Source organism: Halorubrum sp. CGM4_25_10-8A (assembly GCF_005435025.1).
Classification (GTDB): domain Archaea; phylum Halobacteriota; class Halobacteria; order Halobacteriales; family Haloferacaceae; genus Halorubrum; species Halorubrum ezzemoulense.
The window spans coordinates 208994-226978 of sequence record NZ_SGTX01000002.1 but is presented as its reverse complement, the minus strand read 5'-3'; the positions used below and the strand labels follow the sequence as shown (position 1 = coordinate 226978).

Here is a 17985-nt window from a genome sequence, read left to right as displayed (position 1 = left end):
ATGCTGCCGCGGACTTGCCCGCCGGACCACCACCGACCCGCTCGACGAACTGCTGCGGACCCGCTCGACGAACTGCCGCGGACCCGTTCGACGAACTGCCGCGGACCCGCTCACCGCACCGCGACGAACACGCTCCGGTCGTCGCCGGGGCCGTACCCCGAGGACACGTCAACGTCGTCGAACCCGGCATCTGCGAGCGCGTCGCCGATCCGTTCGTCGGCGAACGGCGTCATCCGGCGCCGGTCGGTGAACGGGTCGCCGTCGGGGGTGAACGTCACCGCGCGCCAGTCGAGCCGGCCGTCGTCGGTCGCGACGTGGTGCGCGACGCGGACGTACCGGAGTTCCCCATTTGTGTTGTGGCCAACGTCGAGACCCGGGGAGTTCCCGTCGGACGGCAGCGGGGAATTATCGAAGACGAGGACGCCGCCGGGCCGGAGTCGGTCCCGGAGCGCGGCGAGCGCGGGGTCGAGGTCGCCGGGCCCGAGGTGGTTCACGACGCCGCGGATGGCGACGGCGGCGTCGAACGGTTCGGTGTCGTGTAGGTCCGGCTCCGGGAGCCCGGTCCGGTAGATCGAGACGGCGTCGGCGGGGCACTTCTCCCGCGCGACCGCGAGCATCCCCTCGTGGACGTCGATCGCGGTCACGTCGACTCCGCGGGCCGCGAACCGGCGCGTGTGCTCGCCGGTTCCGCAGCCGACCTCCAGCAGACGCTCGGGGTCGACGCCGCGGTCGGCGAGCGCGTCGAACACGAAGCCGGCGTCGCGGTCGTAGTCCCACTCCGACTGGATCGCGTCGTACAGCCGCGGGCGCTCGTCGTAGAGGCCGTCGGACATGGCGGGAACAGGCGCTATCTCGGCGCCCGGTGATGAGTGTCTTACGCCGCCTCGCGACCGGTTCGCACGACGGCGCCTCAGTCCGTCGGGAACTCCGGCGGAAGCCCGGTCGGCTGCGCCGGCGCGTCGTCGAGGGCCTCGAAGAAGCGCCCGGCGACGAACTCCTCGACGACCTCGGGCAGCGACTCCGACTCGTCGACCGCGGAGAGGATGCCGAGCGGGACCTGCGCGCCAGCCATCGAGGCGTGGCCCCCGGCCGACCCCGCGGGATCGAGCGCGTCGCGCAGCAACTCGCCGGCGTCGACCTCGGCGCCGCGGGCGCGGGCAGAGCCGTAGATCACGCCGTCGGTGTAGCCGTAGACGAACGTCACTGTCACGTCCTCCAGGTCGAGAAGCCGATCGGCCGCCTGCGCGAGCGCGTCGCGGTCGGTTATCTCGCCGACGCAGGAGGCCGCGACCGACCCGCGCACGTCGCGGTTCTCGATGGCGGCCGCGAGGACGCGGAGCGTCTCCGGGCTCACGCTCGGGCTCTCGACGCGTTCGAGCGTCGACTCGTCGGCGTGCGCGAGCAGCGCGGCGGCCGCCTCGAAGTCGTCGGTCGCGGTCGCGCGGGTGAAGTCCTTCGTGTCGATCCGGATGCCGTACAGCAGCGACGTGGCGAGTTCCCGGTCCGGCGCGATCCCGTACCGCGAGAGGTACTCGGCGATGAGCGTGCTCGTCGCACCGACGTCGGGCCGGATGTCGACGAACGATCCCGCGACCGGCCCCCGCGGCGGGTGGTGGTCGACGACCACGTCGACCGGGTGGCCCTCGGGGAGGCTGTCGTTGATCCCGGCGCGGGAGTGGTCGACCAGGGCGACGCCGCCGTACTCGTCGAGGTCCACCCCGTCGAACGACCGGAGCCCGATGTCGAGGAGGTTCACCAGCGCGCGGTTCTCCTGATGGGAGATGTCGCCGCCGTAGCAGGCGTCGGCGTCGACGCCGATCGACTCCGCGATCCGCGCCAGCCCGAGCGCGCTGGCGATGGCGTCCGGGTCGGGGTTGTCGTGCGCGACGACCAACAGGGGCCCCGAGAACCCCCGGAGCGTCGCGAGCAGCCGGGCCGGCTTCTCGCCGTCGTCGGCATTGGCGCGCGAGAGGGCCGCCCCGGGGGAGGCGCCGCGACCGTCGGCGAGTCCGATCGCCTCGGAGACCCGATCGACGACCGCCTCGACGGGGTCGACCACGCGGTCGGCGACCGCCTCGACCGCCGCCCGCTGCTCCTCGGTCGGCGCCGTACCGAGGTGCGCGACGATCATCGCGTCCGGGTACCTGTCCCGAGCGGCGCGCGCGGCGGCGACGTTGCGCTCGGGGTCGTCGCTCGCGACCAGCACGACCGCCGCCGAGTCCGGATACGTCGCGGGGTCGGAGGGGTCGGCCTCGACGGTGGCGACGTTGCGGTCGCGCAGTGTCGACACCCAGCCGGTGTCGTCCGTGATCGCCACCAGGTCGTCGCGGTCGCCGCGCTCCTCGCGGGCGCGCTCGACGAGCGCGTTCCCGACCGCGCTACAGCCGAGCAGCAGGCGCCGGGTCATACCGGCGCGAGGGGATCGCGAGGCAAAACGCTGCCGTCGGCGCGGCGCGGGGCCGCTCCCGGGCCGAGCGGGAGCCGATGCCGAGTCACTCCGGGTCCTCCCCGTCGCGGAGCGCGCCGTTCGCCGCCGCGGCGACGTCGACCGCCGCGCGGTTCTCGGCCACGTCGTGGACCCGGACGATGTCGGCGCCGCGGTCGGCCGCGAGCGCGGTGCCGGCGACCGTCGCGTGCTCGCGGTCGTCGGCGTCGCGCCCGACCGCGCCGTACAGCGACTTGTGGGAGTGGCCGACGAGGACCGGGCAGCCGAGCGCCGCGAACTCGCCGCAGCGCGCGAGCAGCTCGAAGTCCTCCGCGGGCGACTTCCCGAAGCCGATCCCGGGGTCGACGATGACGCGGTCGCGGTCGATGCCCGCCGTGTCGGCCAGCGCGAGGCGCTCGCGCAGCGCGTCGACGACCTCGCCGACCACGTCGTCGTACTCGGGGTCGGCGTCCGGGTCGACCGGTGCGTCGAGGCTGTGCATCACGATCACCGGGCAGTCGGCGTCGGCGACGACCGACCGCATCGCCGGGTCCTCTAGCCCCGTCACGTCGTTGATGATGTCCGCGCCCGCGTCCAGCGCCGCCCGCGCGACCGCCGGCTTGCGCGTGTCGACCGAGACGAGCACGTCCCCGGACCCGACCGCAGGCACCGACTGGATCGCCTCGATCGTCGGGACGACGCGCTCGATCTCCTCGTCCGCCGGGACCGGGTCGGCGCCCGGACGGGTCGACTCGCCGCCGACGTCGACGATGTCGACCCCGGCGTCGACCATCCGCTCGACGCCCGCGACCGCGTCGTCGAGGTCGGCGTGGCGCCCCCCGTCGTGGAAGGAGTCCGGCGTGACGTTGAGCACGCCCATCACGGCGGTCCGGTCGCTCCACGGGAACTCCGGGGCGGACTCGTCGTCCGCGGACGCCGACCTACCGTCCGGCGCGTCGATCCCGACCGACGCGGCGATGTCGGTCGCCACGCCGCCGAGCCCGCCGCCGTCGCTCGCGGCGAGCCGGTCGACGAGCGCGCGGAGCTCGGCGACCGTTCCCGCGACGGTGACGGGGACGTGCTCGCCGCCGGCCCCCCGGTCCTCGTTCGCGCCGAGCCCCCCGAGTGCTGCGTCGCCGCCGACGATCCGCGCCGCGGCCGCGACGCGCTCGGCCCGATCGCCTCGTAGCCGGAGCGTGAGGGTGCGGTGGTCGACGCCGTCCCGGTGCGCCGCGATCCCGTCTGGTTGAACGCCGGCCGTGTCGAGCGCGTGGGCCGCGCCGTCGACGCCGCGGACCGTCCGCTCGCGGACCGTTCGCATCCGCGCCGCCCGGGCCTCGGCGACGGCGAACAGCGAGCCGACGAGCAGCACGCAGTCGCCCGCCTCGGCGCGGTCGACCGCCGCCGCGAGCGCGTCCGCCACGTCGTCGCCGGCGGTCACGCGGTCGACGCCGGCGGAGCGCAGCGCCGCCGCGAGGACCGCGGGGTCCTCGGCGCGGTCGATGGCGGGCCGGCAGGTGACCGCCGTCGCCGCGTCCGGGAGCGCCGCAGCCGTCTCGGCGTGGTCCTTGTCGTGCATCGCCGCGTACACAAGGTGGAGGTCGTCGTAGTCGTACTCGGCGAGCGTCGCGGCGAGCGTGCGGGCGGCCGCGGGGTTGTGCGCGCCGTCGAGGACGGTCAGCGGCGCGGTGTCGACCACCTCGAACCGGCCGGGCCACGTCGCCCGCGCGAGGCCGTCGCGCACGTCGCGGTCGTCGAGGTCGGTTCGCAACGCTGCCGCGGTCCGGTCCGCGAGCGCGACGGCGACGGCCGCGTTCGTCGCCTGATGGCGCCCGACGAGCGGGATTCGGTAGGTGCCCTCGCGCTCGCCGGCGAGCGCGACCTCGGCGTCGGTGGCGCTGACGCGACCCTCGTAGCTCGCCGCGAACGCCGGCGGGTCGTCGGGTTCGGCGTCGCTATCGGTGGGGTCGGCGCCCTCGTCGCGCTCGTCGGGTTCAGCGTCCTCGTCGCTATCGTCGGCTTCGGCGTCCTCGTCGCTATCGTCGGCTTCGGTGTCCTCGTCGCTATCATCGGGATCGGCCGCCTCCGACGCGCCGTCTCCGACCACTCGCGTCACCGGCGCGCCCGCCTCGCCGGCGACCTCGCGGACCACGTCGAGCGCCTCGCCCTCACAGGCGGTGACGAGCGGCGCGTCGGGGTGGGCGATCCGGGCCTTCGTCCGGGCGATCTCGGCGATCGTGTCGCCCAGCACGTCGGTGTGTTCGAGCGAGACGTTCGTCACGGCGGTCGCGACGGGGTCGACCGCGCTGGTCGCGTCGTACTCGCCGCCGAGGCCGACCTCCAGGACGGCCACGTCCACGTCGCGCCGCGCGAACTCGCGGACGGCCATCGCCGTGACGACCTCGAAGAAGGTGAGCGGCTCGCCGGCGGCCGCCCGGTCGATCAGCCACGGGCGCACCGCCTCGACGAAGTCGGCGATCGCTGACTCGGTCATCTGCCGGCCGTCGACGCGGACCCGCTCGGCGAGCGCGGAGAGGTGCGGCGAGGTGTACAGCCCCACCGACAGCCCCGCCTCCCGGAGGACCGACTCGGTCAGCCGCGCCGCGCTGCCCTTCCCGTTCGAGCCGGCGATCTGGACGAACGGAACGTCCGCCTGCGGGTCCCCGAGGTGCGCGAGCAGCGCCTCCACCCGATCCGTGCCGGGCTTGACCGAGAAGCGGCGGAGGTCGAAGAGGAACGCCGCCGCCTCGTGGTAGTGCATGTCCCGTGAGTCGGCGGCGCGTCGCTTAGACGTAACGGACCTGACCGGGAGGGCGGGCGCGGTGACCACGACCGCGCCGGAGGGGCCGACACCCCTGCGTCGACCGAAAAGTAACCCTTACGCGCGCGGCGGCCGCAGTCGATCGCATGGATGAGACAGCGACCGCCGACGCCGCCGCGGGAACGGCCGCCGACGGGGCCGCGGCCGACCCCGTCGTCGCCGGCGGGGGGGTCCGGAAGGAGTACGGCGAGGTCGTCGCGCTCGACGGGGTCGACCTCGACGTCGCGGCCGGCGAGGTGTTCGGGCTCATCGGACCGAACGGCGCCGGGAAGACGACGCTGGTGCGCGCGCTCACGGGGACCACCGAGGCCGAGGGCGACCTGCGCGTCTTCGGCGAGGCGCCGGCGGCGGTCGACCCGGCCCGGATCGGGCTGCTGCCGCAGTCGTTCGACCCGCCCGCGTGGCTCACGGCTCGGGAGCTGGTCGACTACTACGGCGGGCTGTACGACGCGGCCCGCGACACCGAGTCCGTCCTCGATGACGTGGGGATGGCGGACGACGCCGACGCCTGGTACGAGACGCTCTCCGGGGGCCAGCAGCGGCGCACCTGCGTCGCGACCGCCGTCGTCAACGACCCCGACCTCCTCTTCCTCGACGAGCCGACGACGGGGATCGACCCGGCCGGCCGCCGGGCGATCCACCGCCTGATCGAGCGGCTCGCGGCCGGCGGGACGACCGTCTTCCTCACGAGCCACGCGATGGACGAAGTCGAGCGGCTCGCCGACCGGGTCGCGCTGCTCCGCGACGGGCGGGTCGTCGCGAGCGGAGCCCCCGACCGACTGGTCGCCGAGCACGGCGGCGCGCCCCGCCTCGACGCCGACACCGCGACGGCGACGGGCGAGGAGACCGTCGAGCGCGTCGCGGCCGGCGTCCGCGAGCGCCTCGGGGACGACCCGACCGTCGAGGCGACCGACGGCGGGCTCCGGGTGCGCGGCGTCCGCCCGGAGGCGATCGGGGACGCGGTCGACGCGCTCGACGCGGCCGGCGTCGCGTTCGACTCGCTCTCGTGGTCCGAGCCGTCGCTGGAGGACGTGTACCTGCGGCTCACCGGCGAGGAGTACGCGCGGCGGGGCGGCGCGGCGGAGGCGACCGAGGCCGTCACCGACGGAGGGGAGCGATGAGCCGCCTCGGGCGGGTCCGGACGGAGGCGGTCGCGGCGGCGCGCTCGTTCACGCGCCGCCGGACGGCGGTGTTCTTCACCTTCTTCTTCCCGGTCATCCTCGTCGTCATCTTCGGCGCGCTGGTGCGGACCCAGCCGACCGGCGGCGGCCTCTTCGCCGAGCCCGCGGGCTACTACATCCCCGGCTACCTCGCGGTCGTCGTCCTGTTCACGCCGCTGTCGCGCGTCGGGTCCGAGATCGCGCGCCACCGCGACGGCGGGCGGTTCGAGAAGCTCGCGACGACGCCCCTCTCCCGCGCCGAGTGGCTGCTCGCGCACACGCTCGTCAACGTCGGGATCATCGGCGCCGCGAGCCTGCTCATCCTCGGGCTCGTGCTGGCGGTGACCGACGCGACGCTCATCCTCTCGCCCGCGCTGGCCGTCCTGCCGGTCTTCGTCGCGGTCGCGGTCGCGCTGTTCTGCGGGCTCGGAGCCGTCCTCGGCGCGCTCGCCGACTCGCAGGACGGCGTGATCGCCGCGAGCAACACGGTCGCGCTCCCGCTCCTCTTCCTCTCCGAGACGTTCGTCACCCCGTCGCTGCTGCCGGCGTGGTTCCGGCCCGCGGTCGCGGCCTCGCCGCTGACGTACTTCGCGCGGGGGACCCGGGCGATCACCTTCGAGGGCGGCGCGTGGACCGGCGACCTGCTGGTGTTGACCGCGCTCGCGGCCGTCTTCCTCGCGGTCGGCGCGTACGCGGTCCCGCGCACCGAGTGAGGGCTCGCCTCCGAAGCGGCGTCGGCGCCGCGGTTCGGAACCGTTCATTTATGTTCACAGCCCGCGCATCCGTGAACCGAGAGGAAGGCCGTTGACCACCGTTCACTTCACCTGTCCGGACTGCGACCAGACTATCGAGGTCAACGACGCGATGCGAAAGACGATCCTCGACACCGGCTGCCCGGTGTGTACCGCGGCCGCGGCCGAGGAGCACTTCGCCGTGACCTGTGAGTAGCCGCCACTGGGCCCCTGCGATCGACACTCGTTGACACATCGCGTCCGCTTGCTGTGCCTTTTTGCGTCGACCGCGACAACCGTTCGGCGATGACGCCCGAACTCGACGAGATCGACCTGGGAACCGTGCCGCTCGGCCGAACCGGCCTGCGGACGAGCGAGCTCCAGTTCGGCACGTGGCGGTTCGGCCGCGTGACCGAGGCGGGGAACGTGGAGATCGACGAGGAGCGCGCCCACGAGCTGCTCGACGCCTACGAGGCGGCCGGCGGGCGGTACATCGACACCGCCGACGTGTACGGCGGCGGCGACTGCGAGCGCTGGATCGGCGACTGGCTCGCCGAGCGGGACCGGGAGCGCTACACGATCGCGTCGAAGGTGTACTGGCAGATCCGCGACGGCGACCCGAACAGCCGCGGGACGAACCGCAAGAACGTCCGCCACCGCGTCGGCGCCCTCCTCGACCGGCTCGACACCGACTACATCGATGTCCTCTACATCCACCGCTGGGACGACGAGACGCCGGCCCGCGAGCTGATGAAGACGCTCAACGGGCTCGTCGAGTCCGGCAAGGTCCACTACCTCGGCGCCTCCACGCTCCGCCCGAACGCCTGGAAGGTCGCCCGCGCCAACGCGATCGCCCGCAGCGAGGGGTGGGAGCCGTTCACGGTGCTCCAGCCGCGGTACAACCTCGTCGACCGCGAGATCGAGGGGGACTACCTCGAGTTCGCGCGCCAGCAGAATCTCGCCGTCTCCCCGTGGAGCCCGCTCGGGCAGGGCTTCCTGACGGGGAAGTACGACCGCGACGCGGACCTCCCCGACGACTCGAAGGCCGCCGAGTCGAGCCGCTTCCAGGAGGCGTACCTCACCGAGGAGAACTTCGACGTCCACGACGAGCTGGACGCGGTCGCCGACGAGGTCGGCGCGTCGCCCGCGCAGACCGCGCTCGCGTGGCTCGCGCACCGCGACGGCGTCACCGCGCCCATCGTCGGCGCCCGGACGGTCGACCAGCTGCGCGAGAACCTCGCGGCGGCGACGATCGACCTGTCGGACGAGCAGGTCGACCGGCTGACCGCGGCCAAGCCGGGGCCGTACGACGCGCTGTAGAAGGGAACGGGGGCTACCGCTCCGCGCAGTAGTCGACGAAGTTCCGCAGGATCGTCAGCCCCGTCTCGCCGCTCTTCTCGGGGTGGAACTGCGTGCCGAACACGTTGCCGGCCTCGTTGGCGACGACCGCCGGGAAGTCGACCCCGTAGTCGGCGGTGGCGACGACCGCGTCGGCGTCGTCCGGCTCGGCGTAGTAGGAGTGGACGAAGTAGGCGTACTCGCCGTCGACTCCCTCGACCAGCGGATGCTCCCGCTCGACTTCCAGCTCGTTCCAGCCCATGTGCGGCACCTTCCGGTCCACCTCGAAGCGCACGTTGGTACCGGAGATCAGGTCGAGTCCGGTCACCTCGCCCTCGCCCTCGTGGTCGGCCTCCTCGCTCGTCGTCAGGAGCATCTGCATCCCGAGACAGATCCCGAAGAGGGGGCGACCGGCCTCGGCGTGGTCGGTCAACGCCTCGCGCAGCGGGCCGGCGTTCTCCATCCCCTCGCGGAACGCGCCGACGCCCGGGAGAACGACGCCGTCGGCCGCGGCGAACGCCTCGGGATCGTCGGTGATCTCGACGGTCGCGCCCGCGCGCTCCAACCCCCGGGTCGCCGACCGGAGGTTCCCGAGCCCGTAGTCCACGAGCGCGACGGACACGTCGCGGTCCGGTGGAGATTCGTCCATGGTTCCGGTTCGCGACCGCGGTGGAAGTCAGTTTCCATCCGTGAGGCGTTGCATAGCGGTACGTAGCCGTACGTATATTTGAACAGCAACACTTTTGATAGAACAGTAAAACCCACACACGTACTCCTCATGGAGCGACGACGCCAATTCCTCAAGATCGCGGGTGCGGCAAGCATCGTTGGACTGGCCGGCTGTAGCGGCGGCGGCGACGGGTCGGACGGCTCCGACGGCATGAACGGCTCTGACGGGTCGAACGGCTCCGACGGGTCGGACAGCGAACCGGAGATGACGTTCGGCGGCGACGGCACGATCGACTTCGGCATCTCGCCGTCCGTCCCGCAGGAGGACCTCAACGTACAGTACTCCCCGCTCGAAGAGCACATCGGGAGCTACCTCCGGGAGAACTACGATGTCCCCAGCGACCTCAGCGTTGAGGGGACCATCGGAAGCAACTACAGCGCCATCATCCAGTCTCTCGGCCAAGGGACGCTGGACATCGCCGAGACCGGGCCGTTCGCGGCCGCCCTCGGCGTGAAGACCGGCAACGCGGAGGTCATCCTCCAGCGGTACGGCTACGGCGGCTGGACGTACAAGAGCATCATCGCGACGCCGAACGACAGCGACATCACCGAGCTGTCCGACCTCTCCGGGAAGACGGTCGCGTTCTCCGACCGGCTCTCCACCAGCGGCGCGCTGTACCCGCTGTACAGCATGTCGAGCCAGGGGGACCTCGACGTCGGCGAGCTCCCCGAGGGCAACGGCTCGCAGGCCGAGTTCGACGCCCGCTTCGCCGGCGGCCACGTCGGCTCGTACACCCTCCTCGAACAGGGCCAGGTCGACGCGGCCGCGATGGGCGGCTTCGTCCGCGACACGAAGACCGGCCCCACGCCGGACGAGTGGCAGGAGGTCGCGACTACCCTCCACGAGGACGAGGGGCTCCCGCGCGCACCGATCGTGGTCTCGCCCGAGCTCGACGACGACGTGAAAAGCGCCATCCAGGAGGCGTTCCTGGAGGGCCCGGACAGCATCTACTACGGCGCGGACAGCGAGGACGGCACCGAAGACGACCTCTGGTTCAGCCGCGTCCGCGGGGCGACCCAGGACGACTACCAGTCCGTCATCGACGTCGCCGACGAGCTCGGCGTCGGAACCGACATCTTCAATCAGTAGATCCCTCACAGTCCCCCAACTTCGGATCGTTTTTCACACGATCGGTCTGTTTTTGAACAAACTCACACCTCATGCCAACGATCGAATTCGAAAACGTCAGTAAAATATACGACGAGGACACCGTCGCCCTCGACGACGTGTCGTTCACCATCGACGAGGGGGAGTTCGTCATTCTGCTCGGTCCCTCCGGTGCCGGCAAGTCGACGATGTTGCGGGTGTTGAACGGGCTCACGGAACCCACCGAGGGGTCCGTTCGCATCGGCGGCGAAGAGCTTCAAGGGAACCGCAGCGGGGTCGGGATGGTGTTCCAGGAACACTACCTCATCGAGAGCAAGACCGCGTTCGGCAACGCGCTATCCGGGGCGCTCTCGCGGAACGGGCTCCTCCGGAGCGCCCTCGGGATGCACGACGACGCGGACAAGCGGACCGCCCTGGAGGCACTCCAGACCGTCGGCCTCCTCGACGAGGCCGGGCAGCGCGCCGAGTCGATGAGCGGGGGACAGAAACAGCGCGTCGGGATCGCCCGCGCGCTCGTCCAGAACCCCGAGATCGTCCTCGCCGACGAGCCGGTCGCCAGCCTCGACCCGAAGGCGGCCCGCGACGTGATGCGCTACCTCAAGAAGGCGGCGACCGAGCAGGACCTCACCACGATCACCAGCCTCCACCAGGTGAACATCGCGCGAGAGTTCGGGGACCGGTTCCTCGGGATCCGCGGCGGCGAGGTGATCTTCGACGGCGACGCCGACGACCTCACCATGGACGAGATGGACCGGATCTACTACGGCGAAGCCCAAGGCGGCAAGACGGTTCCGACCGGAACGAGCGGCGACGAACTCGGCGGGAGCGACGCCGACGTCGACGCCGCCGCCGACGGGGGTGAGCGGGCGTGAGCTCGCCAGACTCGGCGATCGACGATCAGTTCCGCGCGCTCGAACGGCTCCGCCGACTCAAATACCTCCTGTGGGCCGGGCTGCTCGCGGCCGTTCTCGGCGTCACCTACTGGGGTCTCGGCTTCATCGGGTTCCAGCCCAACGTCGTCGCCGGGCGGCTTCCGGGGATGTACGAGTTCATCTCGACCGGCTTCTTCCCGCCGGACTTCCAGAACTTCACGATCTACACCAAAGACCAGGGGATCAGCGGGCTACAAGCGATCCCCGCGAGCTTCGGCGACGGCGGCGCCCACATCATCGAGAGCTTCCAGTCGTCGCGGCAGTCGCTGGTGAAGGCGAGCCTCGTGACGCTCCTGCTCGGCATCATGGGCACCGTGTTCGCCTTCCCGTTCGCGCTCGTCCTCGGGGTCCTCGGGAGCGAGCGCGTCACGCCGTTCCCGTTCAACTTCATCTTCCGGGGCACCCTCAGCGGGATCCGCGCCATCCCCGCCATCGTCTGGATTTTCCTGTACATCCCCATCGGCCCACCGGGACAGGTGACGGCGGTGCTCGCGATCGCGACCGACAGCATCGGGAACCTCGGCCGCCTGTTCACCGACGACCTCGAAGAGATCGAGGAGGGGCCGATCGAGGCGATCCGGTCGACCGGTGCGTCGGGCACCCAGACCGTGAGCTTCGGGATGTTGAGTCAGGTCTCCCGCTCCTTCATCGCGTGGACGCTGTACATCTTAGAGATCAACACCCGGATCGCGATCTCGCTCGGCGTCGTCGGCGCTGGCGGGCTCGGACTGATGATCCGGAACAGTCAGGACCTCTTCGAGTTCCAGCAGACCGCCGCGGGGCTGGTGATGGTGTTCATCGTCGTCCTCGGCATCGAACTCATCTCCTCGCGCATCCGCGCCCGGCTCCGGCCGGGCGAGCACGAGGGGAAGGGGCTCATCGAAGCGATCCGCGGCCTGTTCGACCCGAAGAAGTGGCTCGGCGTCGGCGACCGCCGCGACTGAGCCGACTCAGAACTCGCCGAGCCGCGACTGGCCGTCGCCGCCGTTTTCTCCCCGGTCGCTGACGCCGCTCAGTTCGGCCGCCCGGCCGATCGTCTCGAAGAAGCCGTCGCGCTGACTCCGGTCGTACAGCGTCGCTGCGGGGTGGACGGATAACAGTACGCGCCGCGACACGCCGGCGAGCCGCGCGTCGACCACGTCGCCGGACTCGCCGGTGATCGCGACCGAGCGGTCGAGGAGGTGTTCGCTCGGCACCTTCCCGAGCGTCACGATCAGCTCCGGGTCGAGTCGGTCGATCTCGCTTTCGAGGTACCCGCGGCAGTTCGCCAGCTCCTCGGTCGTCGGGTCGCGGTTGTCCGGCGGTCGGCAGCGCACGCAGTTCGTGATCCGCACGTCGGCGCGGGCGAGCCCCGCGTCGCGCAGCGCCTCGTCGAGCACGTCGCCGGACCGCCCCACGAACGGCTCGCCCTCCTCGTCCTCGGTCGCGCCCGGCCCCTCGCCGACGAACAGCAGGTCCGCGTTCGTCGGGCCGACGCCGTCGACGATCCGGCTCCGCGACTCCACCAGCGCCGGGCACCGCTCGCAGGATGGCACTCGGAGGTCCTCGTCGAGCGCGGAGCCGTCGCCGCCGTGTTCGCTCATGCCCACGGCTCCGGGCGCGGTCGTCTAAGTAGCGTCGGTCGAACGGGCCGCACGCCGAGCCCCGCCTACTCGGCCGTCGCCGCCTCACGGTGCGCGCTCGCGGCGAGCGCCGCGATCCGGAGGGGCTCACAGCGCCGGAAGCCGTCGCGAGTGAGTCCCCGGATCGCCGCGGCGGCGCGCTCCGGTTCGATACCGACCGCGCGGACGAATCGGGGCCGATCCGAGTCCGGGTCGCCGACCGGAACGCGGGGCGGAAGCGACCGGTACGCGGCGAGCCGGTCGGCGAGGGCCTCGCCGTCGAACGCGTCCCGGAGCGCCGGTTCGAGCCCGGGGCTCGCCTCGTAGCTCACGGCGTAGACCGGGCGGTCGAGCGTCTCGGCGAGTTCGTCGAGGTCGAGGAGGTTGAACCACGCGGGCGCGACCCCCGCACAGACCACGTGGCGGACGTCCTCGCGGGCGAGCGTGCGCCAGCAGTCGATCACCGCGTCGGTCGCGTCGGTGCCGCCGACGGTACACCGCGCGAACGCGAAGCCGTCGGGGGTCCCGTCGGCGCGAACGACGACGCCGGCCCCGTGGCTCGCGTCGCGGGCGTCAGAGAAAGCGACGCCGAGCGCGCGGCTCGGCGTGGTCACTCACGCGTCCTCGGACTTTATCTCCTGGAGCCGGTCGAGAAGCTCGTCGTTCGAGGCGCCGGGTTCGTAGTCCACGGACCCTTGGTGGGTCTCCTGGGCAGCCCGGACGCCGTCGTCGTCGTCGAAGTCCGCGTCCAGGTCCTGATTCTCCTGTTCGGACTCGTCGTAGCTGCCGAAGCCCATTTGTGTGTGACACCAACAGGGGGTGAGTGATAAATCCACGGCCGTCAGCGGACCCGAGGGGCTCGCTGGGGTGCGACTGTACGCTTTTGTCGCTCCGCGAGCGAGTGGAGGCATGGAGCCGATCACCGTCACCGCGGACGCGGAGGAGTTCACCTGTAACGCGTACCTCGTCGTCGGGGACGAGACGACGCTCGTCGACGCGGGAACGATGCCCGGCGTCGAGGACGCCGTCGCCGACGCCCTCGCCGACGCCGGCGTCGACGGCCTCGACCGCGTCGTGATCACGCACCAGCACCGCGACCACGTGGGCGAGCTCGGCGCGGTGGTCGAGCGCTTCGACGCGGAAGTGCTCGCGTACGCCGATCACCCGCTCCGGGACGCCGCGCTCGGGGACGGCGACGAGGTGGTGGTCGGCGACGAGTCCTGCGAGGTCGTCTACACCCCCGGACACGCCGACGACCACGTCTCGCTCGTCGGCGCGGAGCGGCTCTACTCGGGCGACGTGGTGGTGTACAACGACGGCGCCTTCGACGACGGCTCGTTCGGCCGGACCGACATGGCCGGCCAGTCGCGCGAGCGCCTGATCGAGAGTCTCCGCGAGATCCTCGACCGGCTGCCCGACTCCACGAGGGCGATGTTCCCCGGCCACGGCGACGTCTACCGCGCCGTCGACGGCCCGGACACCCTCCGCGAGGTGATCGAGCGCGCGACGGAGCGCGCCGAGCGCCGCGAGCCGAAATACCCCGACGGGTGAGCGGGAGCCGGGTTTAAAACAGAGTGACGGCGAGACCGACCACCGACTTCGGCGCGCGCCTCCGAGCGGCCGCCTTCGGCGGCCGCGAGGAGCGCGTGCGAGGGACGCGGTGAGAGAGGGGTGACCGAAGGGAGCCCCGAGCGAACCGCGAGGCTGGGGCGGAGCGAGGCACACGCGCGGCTGGCGGTCAGGAGGAGAGTCCGCGAGAAGGGCCGTGAACGACCCGGAAACGGCCGGGTTACGCCGCGCGGCGCTCGGTCGCCTTCGGGCGGAGCTTGGTGTAGCCGCACTTGCGGCAGCGCTCGGCCTCGGAGGCGTTGCGGGCGTTACAGCGCATACAGATCTGTCGGTCGAGCATGCGACGTTCGGCGGCGTCGAAACTGGCCATACGGCTACTGTGCGGGCGGTGCTGTAAAAGGTTGCGAGACGCCGCGACGGTCGCGGGAGGAGAGGCTAGTCGGCGAAAGTCCTGGTCAGGCGCCCGCTTCCGAGAGGGCGGCCTCGATGTCCTCGCGCTGCGTGACGCCGACGAAGCGGTCGACGACGCCGTCGTCGTTCTCGACGATGAGCGTCGGGAGCGAGCGGACCTGGTACTGGTTCGCGACGTCCTGCTCCTCGTCGACGTCGACCTTCTGGAGCTCGAACGCGTCGCCGAGGTCTTCCTGGATCTCCTCCAGGATGGGGTCTTGGGTCTTACACGGGCCGCACCACTCGGCGTGGAAATCCAGCAGTCGAACGGTCATAGTCGCGGTCAACTACCGCCGGGCCGCGCATAAGGGTTTCCCACTTGTGCGTGCGCGCGCTCGGCGGCGGCTCGACCGGGCGACGGCGCGACGGTGGCGCGAACACGGTCCGAACGACGAACGAAACGTTTAGGACGCGTCGCCGTCCAGAAGCGGATATGAGTGGTTCCAACTCCGGCGGGCTGATGTCCAGTGCGGGACTGGTCCGCTACTTCGAGAACGAGGACCGGAACGCCATCGCGATCGACCCCAAGACGGTCCTCGCGTTCTGCGTCCTCTTCGGCGTGTTCGTCCAGATCCTCTCGCTGACGGTCGCGTAACGCCCCCGCCGTTCCCGTTCTGCCGACGCACCGATCCCGAGTCGACCGGTCGCGTAGCGCGCCCTTTTTCCACGCGCCCGCCCCACCGATACGTATGAAAGCAGGCGTCATCGCCGTCCAGGGCGACGTGGCCGAACACGCCGCCGCCGTCCGCAACGCCGCGGCCGCCCACGACGAGTCCGCGGAGGTCGTCGAGATCCGAGAGTCGGGGGTCGTGCCCGACTGCGACGTCCTCCTGATGCCGGGCGGGGAGTCGACGACCATCTCGCGGCTGATCCACCGCGAGGGGATCGCCGCGGAGATACGGGACCACGTCGCGGCCGGGAAGCCGATCCTCGCCACCTGCGCCGGACTGATCGTCTGCTCGACCGACGCGAAGGACGACCGGGTCGAGCCGCTGGGGCTGGTCGACGTCTCCGTCGACCGCAACGCGTTCGGCCGGCAGAAGGACTCCTTCGAGGCGAAGGTCCCGGTGACCGGCCTCGACGACCCCTTCCACGCCGTGTTCATCCGCGCGCCGGCCATCGACGACGTGGGCGACGGCGTCGAGACGCTCGCGACCGTCGACGGGCGCCCGGTCGCGGTGCGCGACGGGCCGGTCGTGGCCACCGCGTTCCACCCGGAGCTCACCGACGACCCGCGGATCCACGACCTCGCCTTCTTCCCCGAGCGGGAGGTGGTCGCGTGAGCGATCCGGCCGAGGGCGAATCGAGCGCGGACGAGCCGCCCGAGGCCGTCCTCGACGAGCTGTTCGCCACCATCGAGTCGCGCAAGGAGGAGCTCCCGGAGGGGTCGTACACCGCGTCCCTGTTCACCCACGAAAAGGGAGAGAACGCGGTCTTAGAGAAGGTCGGCGAGGAGACGACGGAGGCCATCCTCGCGGCGAAGGACGACGACCGCGAGGAGCTCACCGCGGAGAGCGCCGACCTCGTCTACCACCTGCTCGTGTTGTTCGCGATGAAGGACCTCGACGTCGACGACTTACGCGCTGAGCTCCGCGAGCGGTTCTGAGTCCCCGCGGAGGTCGACGCCTACCGCTCCCGTTCGAGTTCGCGGTCGATCTCGTCGACCTCCTCGGTCTCCAACTCCTCGCCGATGCGCCGCTCGAACTCCGCCTCGCTGATCTGTCCCTCGACGTACTGCTTCCGGAGGCGGTCCTGACGGCTGCTCCCGGCGTCGACCGAGGTCGACGAGGCGGACTCCGAGCCGATCGAGTCGAGCGACGGCGAGCCGCCCTCGCCGAGCAGCCACGAGCCGGCCTTGTAGGCGACGTAAACGAGCCCCGCCAGCACCGCGAGCGAGACGACCCCGGAGACGATCGTCCAGACGAGGCTCACGAGCGCGGAGACCACGCTGACGACGATACCGACCCCGATCAACACCGCGATCGCGATCGCCGCGTAGTAGAGGGCCTGCTTCCCGTCCATACCCCGGAATCGGGCTGCCGGCCGCAAATACCTTCTCCCGGAGACGGCGTCGCGCGGTTCGGTCCGTGCCCCCGGACTTTTGTCCGTGGCGCCGAACGTCAGACGGTGAGACCGCCGTGTGCGACGCCGCCCCGCCTAGATCCGACGCGCGGACGGAAGCGACCCGCAGAGCGATGCTTCGGCGGAGCGGGGCGCTCGCGGTCGGTGCGGTCGCGGCGACGGGGTCGGCCGCCCTCGCCGGTTGCGCCGGGCGCGGGAGCGGCGATGCCGGCGGAAACGACGGCTACGCCGCGGGGGCCGACGCGGCCGCCGGTAGGGGGGACCCTCCGCTCGTCGCGCACCGCGGCTTCGCGGCCGAACACCCGGAGAACACGGTCGCGGCTATCGAGGCGGCGACGGCCGTCGTCGACCGGGTCGAGCTCGACGTGCGCCGCTGCGGCACGGGCGAGCTCGTCGCCTTCCACGACGCGACGCTGGGGCGGGTGACGGACGCGACCGGTCGCGTCGGCCGGACCCCGGCGGGGCGGCTCGCCGAGCTCTCCGTCGAGGGGTCGGGGGAACCGGTGCCGACGCTCGCCGCGGCGCTCGACGCCGTGCCGTCGGACGCGTGGGTCCTGCTCGACCTGAAGGAGCGCGGCGTGGCGGCCGACGCGGTCGCGGCCGGCGCGGAACGCGACCACGGGCTCGCCGTCGCCGCCGACGACCCCGCGGCCATCGAGGCCGCGAACGCGGCCGACCCGACGGTCCCGACCGTCTACGGGGCCCGGGAGTCGGTCCCGGCGCGGCCGCTCAGGCCGCTGATCCCGGGGAGCCGAGCGGGGGTCGGACTGCCGAGGTGGGCGTATCCGCCGCAGGACGTGGCGGGGATCGTCGAGACGGCGACGGCACTGGGCTGTGCGGCGGTGTCGCCGCGGTACGAGCTGTGCCTCCGGACGGATATCGTCTCGCGGGCCGCGACCGCCGGGCTGCGGGTGCTGCCGTGGACGGTCGCCTCGGCCCGGGAGTACGGCGCGGTGGCGTCGGTCGACGGCGTCGGCGCCGTCGTCTCGGACGTCTCGCTGGGACGCCGGGAGCCGTGACAACCGAGACGAACGAGCGG

The 17985-nt window shown here is 71.9% G+C and carries 22 protein-coding genes; 12 read left to right on the top strand and 10 right to left on the bottom strand.

The features are described from left to right. Positions 1-110: 110 nt before the first annotated feature. The 3 genes from EXE52_RS03450 to folP form a co-directional block, all read right to left on the bottom strand. Entirely contained in the window at positions 111-833 is a 723-nt protein-coding gene (locus tag EXE52_RS03450; RefSeq protein ID WP_089308846.1) for a bifunctional 2-polyprenyl-6-hydroxyphenol methylase/3-demethylubiquinol 3-O-methyltransferase UbiG, read from the bottom strand. 77 nt (positions 834-910) lie between these two features. Then, positions 911-2407, bottom strand: a complete 1497-nt coding sequence (locus tag EXE52_RS03445) for a DHH family phosphoesterase (protein ID WP_049931836.1) — start codon at positions 2405-2407, stop codon at positions 911-913. An 85-nt stretch (positions 2408-2492) separates the two neighbouring features. Further along, complete coding sequence (gene folP / locus EXE52_RS03440; RefSeq protein WP_089308845.1) at positions 2493-5186, bottom strand: dihydropteroate synthase; 2694 nt, start codon at positions 5184-5186, stop codon at positions 2493-2495. A 146-nt stretch (positions 5187-5332) separates the two neighbouring features. Between folP and EXE52_RS03435 the strand changes: the two genes are divergently transcribed. The 4 genes from EXE52_RS03435 (at position 5333) to EXE52_RS03420 (ending at position 8457) form a co-directional block, all read left to right on the top strand. Beyond that, positions 5333-6367 carry an ABC transporter ATP-binding protein gene (locus EXE52_RS03435; RefSeq protein WP_137703436.1) on the top strand — a complete coding sequence of 345 codons (1035 nt, stop codon included), beginning with the start codon at positions 5333-5335 and terminating at the stop codon, positions 6365-6367. Continuing rightward, complete coding sequence (locus tag EXE52_RS03430) at positions 6364-7119, top strand: ABC transporter permease (RefSeq protein WP_049931830.1); 756 nt, start codon at positions 6364-6366, stop codon at positions 7117-7119. The genes EXE52_RS03435 and EXE52_RS03430 overlap by 4 nt, the downstream gene beginning before the upstream one ends. A 91-nt stretch (positions 7120-7210) precedes the next feature. Next, on the top strand, positions 7211-7354 hold the full coding sequence (locus EXE52_RS03425; RefSeq protein ID WP_129452291.1) for a zinc ribbon domain-containing protein: 144 nt from the start codon (positions 7211-7213) through the stop codon (positions 7352-7354). 89 nt (positions 7355-7443) lie between these two features. Beyond that, on the top strand, positions 7444-8457 hold the full coding sequence (locus tag EXE52_RS03420) for an aldo/keto reductase (protein WP_089308843.1): 1014 nt from the start codon (positions 7444-7446) through the stop codon (positions 8455-8457). Positions 8458-8470: 13 nt separating this feature from the next. On the opposite strand, the gene hisH is transcribed toward EXE52_RS03420, so the two are convergent. Further along, entirely contained in the window at positions 8471-9124 is a 654-nt protein-coding gene (hisH, locus tag EXE52_RS03415) for an imidazole glycerol phosphate synthase subunit HisH (RefSeq protein ID WP_049931826.1), read from the bottom strand. Between the two features lie 129 nt (positions 9125-9253). Between hisH and EXE52_RS03410 the strand changes: the two genes are divergently transcribed. From EXE52_RS03410 to EXE52_RS03400, 3 genes are all read left to right on the top strand, one after another. Beyond that, positions 9254-10294, top strand: a complete 1041-nt coding sequence (locus tag EXE52_RS03410) for a phosphate/phosphite/phosphonate ABC transporter substrate-binding protein (protein ID WP_089308842.1) — start codon at positions 9254-9256, stop codon at positions 10292-10294. A gap of 71 nt (positions 10295-10365) precedes the next feature. Continuing rightward, positions 10366-11184 (top strand): phosphonate ABC transporter ATP-binding protein, encoded by an 819-nt coding sequence (gene phnC / locus EXE52_RS03405; protein WP_049931823.1) that lies wholly within the window; start codon positions 10366-10368, stop codon positions 11182-11184. Next, complete coding sequence (locus EXE52_RS03400) at positions 11181-12188, top strand: ABC transporter permease (RefSeq protein WP_049931821.1); 1008 nt, start codon at positions 11181-11183, stop codon at positions 12186-12188. The genes phnC and EXE52_RS03400 overlap by 4 nt, the downstream gene beginning before the upstream one ends. 6 nt (positions 12189-12194) lie before the next feature. Here the strand turns inward: EXE52_RS03400 and EXE52_RS03395 are convergent, their stop codons facing one another. The 3 genes from EXE52_RS03395 to EXE52_RS03385 all read right to left on the bottom strand — a co-directional run bounded on the left by EXE52_RS03395 (position 12195) and on the right by EXE52_RS03385 (position 13642). Then, positions 12195-12827: a uracil-DNA glycosylase family protein gene (locus EXE52_RS03395; protein ID WP_089308841.1), complete on the bottom strand. Its 633-nt coding sequence runs from the start codon at positions 12825-12827 to the stop codon at positions 12195-12197. Positions 12828-12892: 65 nt separating this feature from the next. Further along, complete coding sequence (locus EXE52_RS03390) at positions 12893-13459, bottom strand: DUF99 family protein (RefSeq protein ID WP_049931817.1); 567 nt, start codon at positions 13457-13459, stop codon at positions 12893-12895. Further along, positions 13460-13642: a DUF5786 family protein gene (locus EXE52_RS03385; protein WP_007995123.1), complete on the bottom strand. Its 183-nt coding sequence runs from the start codon at positions 13640-13642 to the stop codon at positions 13460-13462. It abuts the gene before it with no gap. A gap of 112 nt (positions 13643-13754) precedes the next feature. Here EXE52_RS03385 and EXE52_RS03380 point away from each other — a divergent pair, with 112 nt between their 5' ends. After that, complete coding sequence (locus EXE52_RS03380) at positions 13755-14396, top strand: MBL fold metallo-hydrolase (protein ID WP_089308840.1); 642 nt, start codon at positions 13755-13757, stop codon at positions 14394-14396. A gap of 238 nt (positions 14397-14634) precedes the next feature. Here EXE52_RS03380 and EXE52_RS03375 read toward each other — a convergent pair whose 3' ends face one another. Both EXE52_RS03375 and EXE52_RS03370 read right to left on the bottom strand, forming a co-directional pair. Beyond that, complete coding sequence (locus EXE52_RS03375; RefSeq protein WP_006629440.1) at positions 14635-14784, bottom strand: 50S ribosomal protein L40e; 150 nt, start codon at positions 14782-14784, stop codon at positions 14635-14637. Between the two features lie 85 nt (positions 14785-14869). Beyond that, positions 14870-15139, bottom strand: coding sequence for a co-chaperone YbbN (locus EXE52_RS03370; RefSeq protein WP_006111654.1), 270 nt, complete (start codon positions 15137-15139; stop codon positions 14870-14872). 158 nt (positions 15140-15297) lie between these two features. Between EXE52_RS03370 and EXE52_RS03365 the strand changes: the two genes are divergently transcribed. From EXE52_RS03365 to hisE, 3 genes are all read left to right on the top strand, one after another. Further along, positions 15298-15459, top strand: coding sequence for a preprotein translocase subunit Sec61beta (locus tag EXE52_RS03365; protein ID WP_049910744.1), 162 nt, complete (start codon positions 15298-15300; stop codon positions 15457-15459). 94 nt (positions 15460-15553) lie between these two features. Then, positions 15554-16147 carry a pyridoxal 5'-phosphate synthase glutaminase subunit PdxT gene (gene pdxT, locus EXE52_RS03360; RefSeq protein WP_086220210.1) on the top strand — a complete coding sequence of 198 codons (594 nt, stop codon included), beginning with the start codon at positions 15554-15556 and terminating at the stop codon, positions 16145-16147. Continuing rightward, entirely contained in the window at positions 16144-16470 is a 327-nt protein-coding gene (hisE, locus tag EXE52_RS03355; RefSeq protein ID WP_086215760.1) for a phosphoribosyl-ATP diphosphatase, read from the top strand. The genes pdxT and hisE overlap by 4 nt, the downstream gene beginning before the upstream one ends. Positions 16471-16490: 20 nt before the next feature. Here the strand turns inward: hisE and EXE52_RS03350 are convergent, their stop codons facing one another. Continuing rightward, on the bottom strand, positions 16491-16886 hold the full coding sequence (locus EXE52_RS03350) for a hypothetical protein (protein WP_049931810.1): 396 nt from the start codon (positions 16884-16886) through the stop codon (positions 16491-16493). Between the two features lie 173 nt (positions 16887-17059). On the opposite strand from EXE52_RS03350, the gene EXE52_RS03345 reads away from it, so the two are divergent. Next, complete coding sequence (locus EXE52_RS03345) at positions 17060-17965, top strand: glycerophosphodiester phosphodiesterase (RefSeq protein WP_089308839.1); 906 nt, start codon at positions 17060-17062, stop codon at positions 17963-17965. Positions 17966-17985: the final 20 nt, after the last annotated feature.

Bases quoted from the DNA above. Each gene is read 5' to 3' on its own strand.
- EXE52_RS03375 (WP_006629440.1), bottom strand. From the start codon at position 14,784: ATGGCCAGTTTCGACGCCGCCGAACGTCGCATGCTCGACCGACAGATC.
- EXE52_RS03395 (WP_089308841.1), bottom strand. From the start codon at position 12,827: ATGAGCGAACACGGCGGCGACGGCTCCGCGCTCGACGAGGACCTCCGA.
- EXE52_RS03345 (WP_089308839.1), top strand. From the start codon at position 17,060: ATGCTTCGGCGGAGCGGGGCGCTCGCGGTCGGTGCGGTCGCGGCGACG.
- EXE52_RS03385 (WP_007995123.1), bottom strand. From the start codon at position 13,642: ATGGGCTTCGGCAGCTACGACGAGTCCGAACAGGAGAATCAGGACCTG.
- EXE52_RS03430 (WP_049931830.1), top strand. From the start codon at position 6,364: ATGAGCCGCCTCGGGCGGGTCCGGACGGAGGCGGTCGCGGCGGCGCGC.
- EXE52_RS03410 (WP_089308842.1), top strand. From the start codon at position 9,254: ATGGAGCGACGACGCCAATTCCTCAAGATCGCGGGTGCGGCAAGCATC.
- EXE52_RS03420 (WP_089308843.1), top strand. From the start codon at position 7,444: ATGACGCCCGAACTCGACGAGATCGACCTGGGAACCGTGCCGCTCGGC.
- pdxT (WP_086220210.1), top strand. From the start codon at position 15,554: ATGAAAGCAGGCGTCATCGCCGTCCAGGGCGACGTGGCCGAACACGCC.
- EXE52_RS03450 (WP_089308846.1), bottom strand. From the start codon at position 833: ATGTCCGACGGCCTCTACGACGAGCGCCCGCGGCTGTACGACGCGATC.
- EXE52_RS03380 (WP_089308840.1), top strand. From the start codon at position 13,755: ATGGAGCCGATCACCGTCACCGCGGACGCGGAGGAGTTCACCTGTAAC.
- EXE52_RS03435 (WP_137703436.1), top strand. From the start codon at position 5,333: ATGGATGAGACAGCGACCGCCGACGCCGCCGCGGGAACGGCCGCCGAC.
- EXE52_RS03365 (WP_049910744.1), top strand. From the start codon at position 15,298: ATGAGTGGTTCCAACTCCGGCGGGCTGATGTCCAGTGCGGGACTGGTC.
- phnC (WP_049931823.1), top strand. From the start codon at position 10,366: ATGCCAACGATCGAATTCGAAAACGTCAGTAAAATATACGACGAGGAC.
- EXE52_RS03350 (WP_049931810.1), bottom strand. From the start codon at position 16,886: ATGGACGGGAAGCAGGCCCTCTACTACGCGGCGATCGCGATCGCGGTG.
- hisH (WP_049931826.1), bottom strand. From the start codon at position 9,124: ATGGACGAATCTCCACCGGACCGCGACGTGTCCGTCGCGCTCGTGGAC.
- EXE52_RS03370 (WP_006111654.1), bottom strand. From the start codon at position 15,139: ATGACCGTTCGACTGCTGGATTTCCACGCCGAGTGGTGCGGCCCGTGT.
- folP (WP_089308845.1), bottom strand. From the start codon at position 5,186: ATGCACTACCACGAGGCGGCGGCGTTCCTCTTCGACCTCCGCCGCTTC.
- EXE52_RS03445 (WP_049931836.1), bottom strand. From the start codon at position 2,407: ATGACCCGGCGCCTGCTGCTCGGCTGTAGCGCGGTCGGGAACGCGCTC.